The following is a 12,740-nucleotide window of genomic DNA, read 5'->3' on the forward strand; positions in this document are numbered from 1 at the left end:
CTCCTCCGGTCAGGGCTTCGTGGTGCGTTTCCTACCGTGTGTCAGGCGGGTACGGGGGCGAGCCGCTCGTTCTCGCGCTCGGCGGGCTCGACCGGCTCGATCAGGTCGCGCCTGCCGGCCGAGTCGTACGCGGCCCGGTCGAGCGTGCCCTCGCGGGCGGCCACGATTGTCGGCACCACGGCCTGTCCGGCCACGTTCGTCGCGGTCCGCATCATGTCCAGGATCGGGTCGATGGCCAGCAGCAGGCCGGCGCCGGCCAGCGGCAGGCCCAGCGTGCTCAGGGTCAGCGTGAGCATCACGATCGCGCCGGTCAGGCCGGCGGTGGCGGCCGAGCCGACCACCGACACGAACGCGATCAGCAGGTAGTCGGTGACGCCCAGGTCCACGCCGAACACCTGCGCCACGAAGATCGCGGCGAGCGCCGGGTAGATCGCGGCGCAGCCGTCCATCTTCGTGGTGGCGCCGAACGGCACCGCGAAGGAGGCGTACTCGCGGGGGACGCCGAGGCGCTCCACCGAACGCTGGGTCACCGGCATGGTGCCCACCGAGGAACGGGACACGAAGGCCAGCTCGATGGCGGGCCAGGCGCCGGCGAAGAAGCGCAGCGGGTTGAGCCGGCCGGCGGCGACCAGCAGCACCGGGTAGACCACGAACATCACCAGCGCGCAGCCGACGTAGACGGCGGTGGTGAACTTGGCGAGCGGGGCCAGCAGGTCCCAGCCGTACGAGGCGACGGCGTTGCCGATCAGGCCCAGGGTGCCGATCGGGGCGAGCCGGATGACCCACCACAGCGCCTTCTGCACGATCGTCAGGACCGAGCGGTTGAGCTGCACGAACGGCTCGGCGGGCTCGCCGACCAGCAGCGCGGCGGCACCCACCACCAGGGCGAGGAAGACGATCTGGAGCACGTTGCCCTCGACGAACGCGCCGACCGGGTTGGTGGGCACGATGCCGGTGAGGAAGTCGATCCAGGAGCCGGTGGTCTTCGGCGCGTTGGCGCCGGCCGGGTCCAGGTTCACGCCGCGGCCGGGGTCGGTGAGCAGGCCCAGGCCGATGCCGATGCTCACCGCGATCAGCGCGGTGATGCCGAACCAGAGCAGCGTCTTGAGCGCCAGCCGGGCGGCGTTGGCGACGCCGCGCAGGCTGACCACGCTGACCACGATGGCGGTGAAGACCAGTGGCGGCACGGCCAGCTTGAGCAACTGGACGAAGAGGCCGCCGACGGTGTCGAGCGTGCTGGTCAACCAGGCGAGGTCGTTGGCGCGGGCGAGGAAGCCCAGCGCCACACCGAGCACGAGGCCGAGCAGGATCTGCACGGAAAAGGGGATCTTGCGCAGGGCGGAAGCCATGAGAACGGGTCCAAGGTCTGGAGAGGGAAGAGCGGGCGTCGGGGGGCGGAGCTACGCCGGACAGACGCCGCTGGCCTGCCGTCGGAGGTCGACGTACAGGCGCTCGGTGAGGCACCAGACATTGGTCATCGCCGAACCACGCTACTCCCGCACCCGCCCCGCCGGAAGGACCGTTCCCCGTGACGCCCCTTACAGCCGGCGTTTGGGGAAGGAGGGGCCCCCTTTTAACACCTCGGTGTTAAGCGGGGCCCCCTCCTCTACCGAATGCGTTAAGCGGGGCCCCCTCCTTACCAGCACCACGGCGGTGCCCAGCCCCCACGCGGCGGTTGCTCCCAGCAGCACGCGCTCCAGCACGCCGACCAGCGTGCCCCGGCCGACCAACAGCATGGCCAACCCGACCGCGCCGGCCAGCGGCAGCGCCAGCGCCGCACCGACCGCGGCGACCCGCCGCAGCGCGCCGCCGACCGCGGGGGAGCAGACCAGCGCCAGCATCGCGAAGACCACCGCCGCGGTGGCCGCGATGCTGGCCCCGCCGTGCACCAGGTCGGCCACCGTGGCGGCCTCGAACGGCGGCAGCGGGCAGCCGGCGCTGCACGTCACCGCGCCGGAGAGCACCGTGGCGACCGCGCCGACGCCGAGCAGCACGGACGCCGCCCGCGCCACCACCGGCAGCGCGCCGGCGAGCAGCAGCAGCGCCGCCGCCAGCGTGAAGATCCCCATCCGGTACGCCCCGGCGTACCCGCTGTCGGCGACGCCGGCCTCGCTGACGTACCCGGTCGGGCCGGGGCCCGGACCGGCGACCACGGCGGCCGTCACCGCGACCGCCCCGGCCAGCACGCAGGTGGCGGCCCCGGCGGCGGCGACCCGGCGCGACGCGCGGTCAGCCACGCCCGTGCGGCGTGGTCCAGCCGGCCAGGTCCGGACCGAGCGGCACGATCCGGGTCGGGTTGATCATGTCGTGGGTGGCGTAGTAGTGCCGCTTGATGTGGTCGAAGTCCACCGTCTCGCCGAAGCCCGGCGTCTGGAACAGGTCCCGCGCGTACGCCCACAGCACCGGCATCTCGGTGAGCTTCTGCCGGTTGCACTTGAAGTGCCCGTGGTACGCCACGTCGAAGCGGACCAGCGTGGTGAACAGCCGCACGTCCGCCTCGGTGATCGCGTCCCCCATCAGGTAGCGCCGCCCGGCCAGCCGCTCGCCCAGCGCGTCCAGCCGGGCGAACAGCGCGGTGTACGCCTCGTCGTACGCCGCCTGCGAGGTGGCGAAGCCGCACCGGTACACACCGTTGTTGACGTCGGAGTGGATCTCCGCCATCAGCGCGTCCAGCTCCGGCCGCAGCGCGACCGGGTAGAGGTCCGGCGCGTCCGGCGCGTGGAACCGCCGCCACTCGGTGGAGAAGTCGAGCGTGAGCCGCGGATAGTCGTTGGTGACCACGCGCCCGGTCAGCGTGTCGACCAGCGCCGGCACGGTCACCCGGCCGGTGTAGTCCGGGTCGGTGGCCAGGTACGCCTCGGAGAGGAACCCGACCCCCAGCACCGGGTCGAAGCCGTCCGGGTCCAGCGCGAACCGCCAGCCCCGTTCGTCCCGGATCGGGTCCACGGTGCCCAGCGAGATCACCTCGTCCAGGCCGAGCAGGCCGCGCACGATCCGGGCCCGGTGCGCCCACGGGCAGGCCCGGCACCAGATCAGCCGGTACCGGCCCGGCTCCAACGGCCAGCGGCCCTGCTCGTCCGGCCCGCCGCCGGCCGGCGAGGTGGAGTGCGGGGTGACCCGCCCGGTGAACCGGTTGGGTTGGCGGACGAACGAACCGCCGCCACTGGTCTCTGCGCTGAACTGGGCCCCGGCCATGCCGCCAACCTATCCGCTCCGGGCGCGGATATCCTGGCGCCGTGGCACCCCGGCGCGACCCGCCGGGCCGCCGCCGACCGACCCCTTCCCACCCCCGAAGGACGTGCGCGCGATGACCGTGGCCTACCTCGTTGCCGGAGTTCGCACCCCGATCGGCCGGTACGCCGGCGCCCTCGCCGGGGTCCGCCCCGACGACCTCGCCGCGCACGTGATCCGCGAGCTGGTGGCGCGGCACCCGTCGGTCGACTGGGCCCGCACCGACGACGTGATCCTGGGCTGCGCCAACCAGGCCGGCGAGGACAACCGCAACGTGGCCCGGATGGCCGCGCTGCTCGGTGGCCTGCCGGCGGAGGTGCCGGGCAGCACCGTCAACCGGCTCTGCGGCTCCGGCCTGGACGCGCTCGCCTCCGCCGCCCGCGCCATCGTCGCCGGGGACGCCGACCTGGTGGTGGCCGGCGGCGTGGAGAGCATGAGCCGCGCGCCGTTCGTGATGCCGAAAGCGACCACGCCGTTCGCCCGCACCGCCGAGGTCTATGACACCACCATCGGCTGGCGGCTGGTCAACCCGCTGATGGAGCACGGCTGGGGCATCGACTCGATGCCGGAGACGGCGGAGAACGTGGCCGCCGAGTTCGGCGTGGACCGCGCCGCGCAGGACGCGTTCGCGTACCGCTCGCAGCAGCGGGCCGCCAAGGCGCAGGCCGACGGCCGGCTGGCCGAGGAGATCGTCGGCGTCACCGTGCCGGCCGGCAAGCGGGAGACGAAGCTCGTCGCGGTCGACGAGCACCCCCGCGAGACCACGCCGGAGAAGCTGGCCGCGCTGCCCACCCCGTTCCGCGCCGGCGGCACGGTGACCGCCGGCAACTCCTCCGGCGTCAACGACGGCGCGGTGGCGCTGCTGGTCGCCTCCGCGGCCACCGTCGAGCGCCACGGCCTCACCCCGCTGGCCCGGGTACGCGGCGCGGCGGCGGCCGGCGTCCCGCCACGGATCATGGGGATCGGGCCGGTCCCGGCGACCCGGAAGCTGCTCGACCGCCAGGGCCTCGCGCTGGCCGACGTCGACGTGATCGAGCTGAACGAGGCGTTCGCCGCGCAGTCCGTGGCGGTGCTGCGGGAGCTGGGCCTGCCGGAGGACGCCGAGCACGTCAACCCGAACGGCGGGGCCATCGCGCTGGGCCATCCGCTCGGCGCCAGCGGCGCCCGGCTGGCGCTGACCGCCGCGCTGGAGCTGCGCCGCCGGGGTGGTCGGCGGGCGCTCGCCACCATGTGTGTCGGCGTCGGGCAGGGCATCTCGCTGCTGCTGGAGTCGGCCGGCTGAGCCCGGACGGCGGCATCGCCAGAAGTGGATCTCCCGTTGCCGGTCCGGCGCGCATAGAGTGGGCTGGACCACATGATCCGCCGTACCAGGCGGGTGACGACCGGGGAGATCGCACGATGCAGACGTCGGACGGACCTCCCGCCGGGATCGACCTGAGCCGGCCCAGCGCCGCCCGGGTCTACGACTACTTCCTCGGCGGGGCGCACAACTTCGAGATCGACCGGCAGCTCGCCGAGCAGATCGCGGCCATGACACCGAACCTGGCGGCCACCATGCGTTCCGGGCGGGAGTTCCTGCGCCGGGCGGTGCGGGTGCTGCTCGACGCCGGCATCGACCAGTTCCTCGACATCGGCTCCGGCATCCCCACCGTCGGCAACGTGCACGAGGTCGCCCAGGCCGCGAACCCCGAGGCCCGGATCGTCTACGTCGACATCGACCCGGTGGCGGTGGCGCACAGCCACGAGCTGCTGGCCGGCAACGACCGGGCCACCGCGCTCCTGGCCGACCTGCGCGAGCCGAAGCTGATCCTGGACCAGGCCCGGGCCGGCGGCCTGATCGACTTCGACAGGCCGCTGGGCATCCTGCTCGCCGGCGTGGTGCACTTCGTGCCGGACGCCGACCGCCCGGCCGACATCCTGGCCACCCTGCGGGCCGCCGCCGCGCCGGGCAGTTTCCTGGTCGTCTCGCACTCCACGTTCGAGGACCAGCCACAGGAGATGCTGGACGCGCAGCGGCTGTCGGCGCGTACCGCCACCGAGATCACGCTCCGCTCGCGGGCCGAGATCACCGGCTTCTTCGGTGACTGGACGATCCTCGAACCGGGCGTGGTGCACATGCCGCTCTGGCGGCCCGACTCCCCCTCGGACGTGGACGAGCACCCGGAACGTTTCGGGGCGTTCGGCGGCGTCGCCCGGCACGACCGCGCTGCCGGGTGAGCCGACGTGCCCGCCCCGGAGCCCGTCGGGGATGACTTCAGCCGTCCCGGCGCCACGGCGTACGCCGCCGAGTGGGCCCGGGCGGTGCGGCGCATCGGTTTCGTGCCGCTGAGCGCGGCCGAGACCGAGCGCCTGCTGGTCTCGCTCACCGAGCGGCTGGCCCGCGCGTTGCGGGCGCCCACCTTCTCCGCCCGGCCGGCGGAGGAGGTGGGTCGGGCCCTGGTGGAGGCGCACCTGACCGAGCCCGGCGTGCTCGACTGGTCGGTGCAGGCGCTCGGTGACCGGTTCCTGCCCTGGGTGCTGCCGGCCCGCGAGGATCTGCCCGAGCTGCGGGAACGGATCGCCTCGTTGCAGGGCGCGGTCGCCGCCGGGTTCAGCCGGGCGCTGCGGGACCGGGTGTTCAGCCAGCAGGAACGGATCGCCCGCTCCGCCTGGCAGGCCCGGGACGCCGTCGAACAGGCGTTGCGGGACAGCGAGGCGCGGTTCCGGGCGGTCTTCACCGGCGCCGCCATCGGCATCGGCATCGCCGGCGTGGACGGGCACATCATCGAGGTCAACCAGTCCTTCGCGGACATGCTCGGCTACACGGTCGCGGAGATGCGGCAGATGAACGTGTCCGCGCTGGCCCACGCCGACGACGCGGCCGGCATGTGGGAGCTCTACCAGGAGCTGGTCGAGGGCAAACGGGACAGCGCCCGGGTGGAGAAGCGCTACTACCGCAAGGACGGCAGCGTGGTCTGGACCGACCTGGCCGTGTCGCTGATCCGGTACGACGACGGCCGGCCCCGGTTCACCGTCGCCATGATCGAGGACATCACCCAGCGGTACGAGCTTCAGCAGCGGCTGCGTTTCCAGGCGTTGCACGACCCGCTGACCGGCCTGCCGAACCGGACGCTGTTCTTCGAGACGCTCGGTGGCGTCTTCGCCGCGGCCGGGCCCGAGCAGCGCGTCGGGCTCTGCTTCATCGACCTGGACGGGTTCAAGGCGGTCAACGACAGCCTCGGCCACGACCTCGGTGACCGGCTGCTCCAGGTGATCGCCCGACGGCTCAGCGACTGCGTGGCCGGCCGTGGGCACCTGGTGGCCCGGATGGGCGGTGACGAGTTCGTCATCCTGGTCGACTCCGGCGGCGGTCTCGACGACGCGGTGGAGGTGGCCGAGCTGGCGTTGGCGGCGGTCTCCGCCCCGGTGCACGTCGCCGACCAGCAGCTCGCGGTCTCGGCCAGCATCGGCATCGTGGACTGCCCGGCGGCGGAGACCAGCGCCGGCGAGCTGATGAAGGCCGCCGACACCACGCTCTACTGGGCCAAGGCCGAAGGGCGGGGCCGCTGGGCGGTGTACGACCCGGAGCGCAGCGCCGCCGACATCGCCCGCTCGGCGCTGGCCGCCAACCTGCCCGCCGCGCTGGACCGGGGCGAGTTCGTGCTGCACTACCAGCCGATCGTGTCGTTGTTGGACGGCTCCATGGTGGCGGTCGAGGCGCTGGTCCGCTGGCAGCACCCGGAGCTGGGGCTGCTCGGGCCGGACCGCTTCATCGGCCTCGCCGAGGAGACCGGCCTGATCGTCCGGCTCGGCGCCTGGGTGTTGCGCCAGGCGTGCCGGGACGCCGAGTCGTGGCGGCGCGCCTTCGGTGAGTCGACGCCGGTGGTCAGCGTCAACCTGGCCGCCCGGCAGGCCGACGACCCGGCCATCGTGGAGACCGTGGCGGAGGCGTTGCAGCACACCGGCCTCCCCGCCGAGCTGCTCCAGCTCGAGTTGACCGAGAGCGCGGTGATGGGCAGCGCGGGTGAGCCGCTGCGGGCCCTGCACCAGCTCGCCGACCTCGGGTTGCGGCTGGCCATCGACGACTTCGGCACCGGTTACTCGAACCTGGCGTACCTGCGCCGGCTGCCGATCCACTGCGTGAAGCTGGCCGGCCCGTTCGTCGAGGGCATCCGCGGTGACGGCGCGGTCGCCGACCACCGCGACGAGCGGATCGTCGACGCGCTGGTCCGGTTGGCGCACGCGTTGGAGCTGTCGGTGACGGCCGAGGCGGTGGAGACCGAGGTGCAGGCCGAGCGGCTGCGGGCGTTGCGCTGCGACACCGGTCAGGGCCGCTGGTTCGGCCCCCCGATGCCCGCCGACGACATCCGCGCCCGCCTGGCGGATTAAGGAAGGGCCCCCGCTTAACGCCTCCGGTAGAGGAGGGGCCCCCGCTTAACATCTCGGTTTACGCACCGCCCGCGCAGAGAAGAGAGAACTCGTGAGTCTGACCGATTCGCAGGCCGTGGTGTCGGTGGTCGCCGCGCTGGCGATCCTGGCCGGGCTGGCCGGCGTGGTGGTGCCCGGCCTGCCGGCGCTGCCGCTCTGCTGGGGCGGCGTGCTGGTGTGGGCGCTGTTCGGCGACGCCGGCCCGGGCCGCTGGGCGGTGCTCGCCGCCGCGACCGTGGTCGCCGCCGGTGGCACCGTGGTCAAGTACCTCTGGCCGGGACGGAACCTGAAGCGCACCGGTGTGCCCACCCGGTCGCTGCTGGCCGGCGCGCTGCTCGGCGTGGTCGGGTTCTTCGTCATCCCGGTGGTCGGGCTGCCGATCGGCTTCATCGCCGGGATCTGGGGCGCCGAGCTGCTGCGGCTGGGCAGCAACCGGCTGGCCTGGCCGGCCACCGTGCAGGCGCTCAAGGCGGCCGGCCTGTCCATGCTCGTCGAGTTCATGGCGGGCATGGTGATCGCCGCGCTCTGGGTGGCGGGCCTGCTGTTCGCCTGAGGCACGACACCCGCCACCGCGCGGCGATCCGGGTCGGGGTTGGGGGCGAAGCGTTCGTCACCGGCGCGAAGCGGTGAGTGTTCCCGCCCGGGCGGTGACCAGCTCGGTGCGACGACGGTGCCTGCGGTAGAGCTGCCGGAACACGCCGTCCGGGAAGGTCGGATGCCAGGGCTTCACCGGGCCGGCCAAGTGGATGACGGACGCCTCCGTGATGCTCCCGCCGACGGTCGGGTCGAGCCGCCACGCCATCATGTGGTTCCAGCGCTTGGGGAGCCGGGTCCACCGGCCGTAGACGGCGTGGTTGAGCGCGTCCTGGTCCGGGAAACGCGCCTCGTGCGCGTGCCGGGCGATGTAGTCGAGCGCCGCGGCGGTGATCTCGAGTTCCCGCCACCGTGGCACGTCGATGAGCAAGACCCCGGAGTTCAGGTACGGCGCCTGGGCGTCGAGGTCACGGTAGCCGTAGATGCCGGGCAGGCCGCCGTTGTCGATGAGGCGGCGGGTGAACGCGTCCCGGACCGCGCCGACCGGCGTGTCGCCCAGGTCGACGTCGCGCAACGGTGCCAGGGAGCCGGTGCAGAGCACGTCGGAGTCGAGGTAGAGCAGTCGGTCGACGCCCGGGGGCAGGGCCTGCGGGATCAGCAGCCGCAGGTACATGGCGGCGGAGAGGTAGCTCAGGTGGGGCTCGCGGGATCCGGGCAGGCGGATCGGTGGAGGGTCCACGGTCAGGAAGGTGACGGTGGCGTGTCGGGCCGCCCGGGTCAGTGAGGCCCGGGCCGGCTCGGTGACGTCGTCGTCGGCGGCCAGCCAGAACCGCAGCGGTTCGGTCGGCATCTGGGCGGCGATGGTGGACATCACGACCGCCGCGTGCGGGGCGTAGGTGGCATCGAAGGCCAGTGCGCAGTCCAGGATTACCTCCTCGGTCGGGGTGAACACCAGTCAATTTACAACGTTGTATACGAGTCGACAACCGGTACCCCTGCGCCGGGTCGGTAGGGGGCGGCGGCGCGGGCGTCCGGGGTACGGCGAGACGCCGCACTTCAGTGAGAGAGAGGTGGACGCCGCGCGCCGCCGCAGACCGGGCGTTGCCGAGCGCCCGGTGCCGGCCCGTCGGGTCGGGCCTGGTCACAGCTCCAAGGATGCCCCGGGCCGGGCGCCGGGACAACGCATTTAACCGGTACGCGTATTGACCACCTTGATCGGCGGGAGCAGACTGCGAGCACTCGCCTCGAGGAGGTGTGCAGTGGCCACGACGCCCGCGCCGACCGCCGAGCAGCCGATGGACGACGACGCCCGACGACTCGCCGAACTCGGCTACAAGCAGGAGCTGCGCCGCAAGTGGAGCGGCTTCTCCAACTTCGCCATCTCGTTCTCGATCATCTCGATCCTGGCCGGCTGCTTCACCACGTTCGGCCAGGCGTGGAACAACGGCGGCCCGGTGGCCGTGTCCTGGGGCTGGCCGCTGATCTCGATGTTCATCCTGGTCATCGGGTTCTGCCTGGCCGAGCTGGTCTCCGCCTACCCGACCGCGGGCGGGATCTACTGGTGGGCGGCGACCATGGGTCGGCCGGTGCACGGCTGGTTCACCGGCTGGCTGAACCTGATCGGGCTGGTCGCGGTCACCGCCTCGGTCGACTACGGCTGCGCCACGTTCCTCAACCTGACGGTGTCGGCGCTCGTCGACGGCTGGGCCGGCACCGGCCAGCAGACGTTCGGGCTGTTCGTGGTGATCCTCGCGCTGCACGGCCTGATCAACATCTACGGGCACCGCATCATCGACGTACTCCAGAACGTCTCGGTCTGGTGGCACGTGGCCGGCGCGGCCGTGGTGGTGCTGATCCTGGTCCTGGTTCCGGACGAGCACCAGAGCTTCCGGTTCGTGTTCACCGAGCGGTTCAACAACTCCGGCTTCGGCGACGGGGACACCGGCGGGTTGACGTTCTGGTTCTACGTGCTGCCGCTGGGCTTCCTGCTCACGCAGTACACGATCACCGGCTTCGACGCCTGCGCGCACGTCTCCGAGGAGACCCGGGGCGCGTCCAGGGCCGCGGCGCAGGGACTGTGGCGGTCGATCTTCTACTCGGCCGTCGGCGGCTGGATCCTGCTGCTCGCGTTCCTGTTCGCCGCCACCGACGTGGACGCGATCAACGACGCGGGCGGCTTCTCCGGGGCGATCTTCGAGACAGCGCTGACCCCGTTCTTCTTCAAGGTGGTCATCATCATCTCCACCATCGGGCAGTTCTTCTGCGGGATGAGCTGCGTGACCTCGATGTCGCGGATGGCGTACGCGTTCAGCCGGGACCGGGCGGTGCCGGGCTGGCGGCTCTGGTCGACTGTCAACCGCAACGGCACGCCGGTCAACGCCATCATCGGCGCCACGCTGGCCGGGCTGGTGCTCACGCTGCCCGCGCTCTACCAGCGCGGCGGCATCCCGGTCGCGTTCTACGCGGTGGTGTCGGTGGCGGTGATCGGGCTCTACCTGTCGTTCATCATCCCGATCTTCCTGCGGCTGCGGATGGGGGACCGGTTCGTCCCGGGCCCGTGGACGCTCGGCCGCCGTTACCGGCTGCTCGGCTGGATCGCGGTGGTGGAGATCGCCGTCATCTCGGTCTACTTCGTGCTGCCGATCGTCCCGGCCGGCGTGCCGGGCCGTCCCGACTTCTCCTGGACGGCGGTGAACTACGCACCGCTGGCGGTGGGCGGGGTGCTGCTCGGCGTCGCGATCTGGTGGTACGCCTCGGCCCGCAACTGGTTCACCGGCCCCCGCCGCACCGTCGAGGAGCTGCCCGCCGACACCCCCACCCCACCCTCCTGACCCACGCCCCGGCACCGCCCCCTCGGCCGTCGACGTCGATCATGAGGTTGGCGGCAGTTGTGGATCTCCAAATCACCGTCAACCTCATGATCACCCGTTTGCCGTCCGGAACGGTGGGCGGTTGCGCCGACCCGGCCGAGATCTTGGAAGGAGATGGCCCCCGGAGGGGCAACTTCCTTCCAAGATCTCTTCGACTCCCGGCAGGTGAGAGGGATTGTCCGCCACGTGGGAGCGGTGCGGCCGGACCTGTGGGTTCCGCGATCAGGGGGGCGTCGGATGGAAACACCGAAGCTGTCGAGCGCTGCGCTCCGCACAGGTGCGCTGCTCGTCGAGTACCGGGGTGACCGCGTCGGGCTGCTGTTCCACCTGGGCGGCCTGATGGCCGAGGCGCACGAACACCTCGCCCGGCTGAACCCGGACCATGTGCCGGACCTGCACCGCCGTTTCCTGGCCTGGGCGCGGGCGCGTGGCTGACGCCGTGGGCGGCGGTCCGCGTACCCCCGGGGTCAGGGTGTGGGCTGGCGGTGGGTGAGCGGGAAGCGGAGGACGCGGTCGTCGTCGGCCGCCGGTGGGACGCCGCGCGGCTCGCGGTTGCTGGTGGTCACCCAGAGCGCGCCGTCCGGGGCGACCGCGACGGTACGCAGGCGGCCGAACGTCCCGACCAGCTCCGCCACCGGTACGCCGACAGTGCCGTCGTGGTCGACCGGCACCGCCCAGAGCCGGGTACCGCGCAGCGCGGCCACGTAGAGCGTGCCCCGGGTGAACGCCGCGCCGCTCGGTGACGCCTGCGCCGGCGGCCAGACCACCACCGGGTCCCGGAAGCGGCTGTCACCGGCGACGCCCTCCACGATCGGCCAGCCGTAGTTGCCGCCCGGCACGATCCGGTTCACCTCGTCCCAGGTGTTCTGCCCGAACTCGGTGGCGAACAGCCGGCCGTGCCGGTCCCAGGCCAGCCCCTGCACGTTGCGGTGGCCGTAGCTGTAGACCGGTGAGCCGGGGAACGGGTTGTCCGCCGGCACGCCGCCGTCCGGGCGAATCCGTAGGATCTTGCCGTTGCGGCTGGTCAGGTCCTGGGCGCGGGTCGCCGCCCCGGCGTCGCCGACGCCCACGTAGAGCAGCCCGTCGGGGCCGAACGCGATCCGCCCGCCGTCGTGGAACGTGGCCCGGGGGATGCCGCTGAGCAGCACCTGCGGGACCGGCGTGGCGGCCAGCCGGAACCGGACCACGCGGAGGTCGGCGGCGGTGGTGTAGGCGGCGTACACCAAGCCGTCCCGCCGGTAGGTGGGGGAGACGGCGAGCCCGAGCAGGCCCGCCTCGCCGCCGGCGACCACGTCGGCGATCCGGGCCACCTGCCGGGCCGGGCCGCCGGGGCGGACCCGCAGGATCGTGCCCGGGTCCCGCTGGGCGACCAGGGCGCTGCCGTCGGGCAGGAAGTCCAGCCCCCAGGGCACCACCAACCCGCCGGCGACCACCTGCGGGTTCGTCAGGTCGTAGCCGGTCGCCGGCCGTCGGGGGCGGCTGACGTGCCGCTCCACGTCGGCCGGGCGCAGGTCGACCAGGTCCGGCTGCGGCGCCGTCTCGACGGCGGGCCGCTCGGGGGCGGCGGTGGGCTGCCGGTCGGCGCGGGCGTCGGTGGCGCCCAACCCGATCGCGAGGACGGCCGCGGCGGCCGCGACGATCCGACGACGCATGTGCTCTCCCCGGTTTCGCGCCCGGTCCCACCGGGGCATTGACGGT

The 12,740-nt window shown here is 72.9% G+C and carries 11 protein-coding genes; 6 read left to right on the top strand and 5 right to left on the bottom strand.

The genetic code is table 11. The features are described from left to right. Window positions 1-41 precede the first annotated feature (41 nt). From C8054_RS07470 to C8054_RS07480, 3 genes are all read right to left on the bottom strand, one after another. The gene (locus tag C8054_RS07470; RefSeq protein ID WP_199199590.1) at window positions 42-1,337 is read right to left on the bottom strand and encodes a dicarboxylate/amino acid:cation symporter; all 1,296 of its coding nucleotides are present in this window, start codon (window positions 1,335-1,337) and stop codon (window positions 42-44) included. A gap of 201 nt (window positions 1,338-1,538) precedes the next feature. Continuing rightward, window positions 1,539-2,237: a DUF998 domain-containing protein gene (locus C8054_RS07475; RefSeq protein WP_107155995.1), complete on the bottom strand. Its 699-nt coding sequence runs from the start codon at window positions 2,235-2,237 to the stop codon at window positions 1,539-1,541. After that, on the bottom strand, window positions 2,230-3,195 hold the full coding sequence (locus C8054_RS07480) for a glutathione S-transferase family protein (protein ID WP_107155996.1): 966 nt from the start codon (window positions 3,193-3,195) through the stop codon (window positions 2,230-2,232). Before C8054_RS07480 ends, C8054_RS07475 begins: the two co-directional genes overlap by 8 nt. Window positions 3,196-3,307: 112 nt before the next feature. On the opposite strand from C8054_RS07480, the gene pcaF reads away from it, so the two are divergent. The 4 genes from pcaF to C8054_RS07500 all read left to right on the top strand — a co-directional run bounded on the left by pcaF (window position 3,308) and on the right by C8054_RS07500 (window position 8,191). Beyond that, on the top strand, window positions 3,308-4,513 hold the full coding sequence (gene pcaF, locus C8054_RS07485; RefSeq protein WP_107155997.1) for a 3-oxoadipyl-CoA thiolase: 1,206 nt from the start codon (window positions 3,308-3,310) through the stop codon (window positions 4,511-4,513). Between the two features lie 116 nt (window positions 4,514-4,629). Beyond that, window positions 4,630-5,448: an SAM-dependent methyltransferase gene (locus C8054_RS07490; protein ID WP_107155998.1), complete on the top strand. Its 819-nt coding sequence runs from the start codon at window positions 4,630-4,632 to the stop codon at window positions 5,446-5,448. Between the two features lie 6 nt (window positions 5,449-5,454). Continuing rightward, on the top strand, window positions 5,455-7,599 hold the full coding sequence (locus C8054_RS07495; protein ID WP_107155999.1) for a bifunctional diguanylate cyclase/phosphodiesterase: 2,145 nt from the start codon (window positions 5,455-5,457) through the stop codon (window positions 7,597-7,599). A gap of 91 nt (window positions 7,600-7,690) precedes the next feature. Further along, window positions 7,691-8,191 (top strand): DUF456 domain-containing protein, encoded by a 501-nt coding sequence (locus tag C8054_RS07500; protein WP_107156000.1) that lies wholly within the window; start codon window positions 7,691-7,693, stop codon window positions 8,189-8,191. Between the two features lie 57 nt (window positions 8,192-8,248). Here C8054_RS07500 and C8054_RS07505 read toward each other — a convergent pair whose 3' ends face one another. Beyond that, window positions 8,249-9,124: a glycosyltransferase family 8 protein gene (locus C8054_RS07505; protein WP_158273815.1), complete on the bottom strand. Its 876-nt coding sequence runs from the start codon at window positions 9,122-9,124 to the stop codon at window positions 8,249-8,251. 307 nt (window positions 9,125-9,431) lie between these two features. On the opposite strand from C8054_RS07505, the gene C8054_RS07510 reads away from it, so the two are divergent. Both C8054_RS07510 and C8054_RS07515 read left to right on the top strand, forming a co-directional pair. Then, window positions 9,432-11,003, top strand: coding sequence for an amino acid permease (locus tag C8054_RS07510; protein WP_107156002.1), 1,572 nt, complete (start codon window positions 9,432-9,434; stop codon window positions 11,001-11,003). A 276-nt stretch (window positions 11,004-11,279) separates the two neighbouring features. Further along, window positions 11,280-11,477, top strand: coding sequence for a hypothetical protein (locus tag C8054_RS07515; RefSeq protein WP_233219527.1), 198 nt, complete (start codon window positions 11,280-11,282; stop codon window positions 11,475-11,477). Window positions 11,478-11,509: 32 nt separating this feature from the next. Here the strand turns inward: C8054_RS07515 and C8054_RS07520 are convergent, their stop codons facing one another. Next, a complete protein-coding gene (locus C8054_RS07520; protein ID WP_107156003.1) occupies window positions 11,510-12,694 on the bottom strand; it encodes a sorbosone dehydrogenase family protein in 1,185 nt (394 codons plus the stop codon). Between the last annotated feature and the right edge of the window lie 46 nt (window positions 12,695-12,740).

Source organism: Micromonospora sp. RP3T (assembly GCF_003027925.1).
GTDB lineage: Bacteria > Actinomycetota > Actinomycetes > Mycobacteriales > Micromonosporaceae > Micromonospora.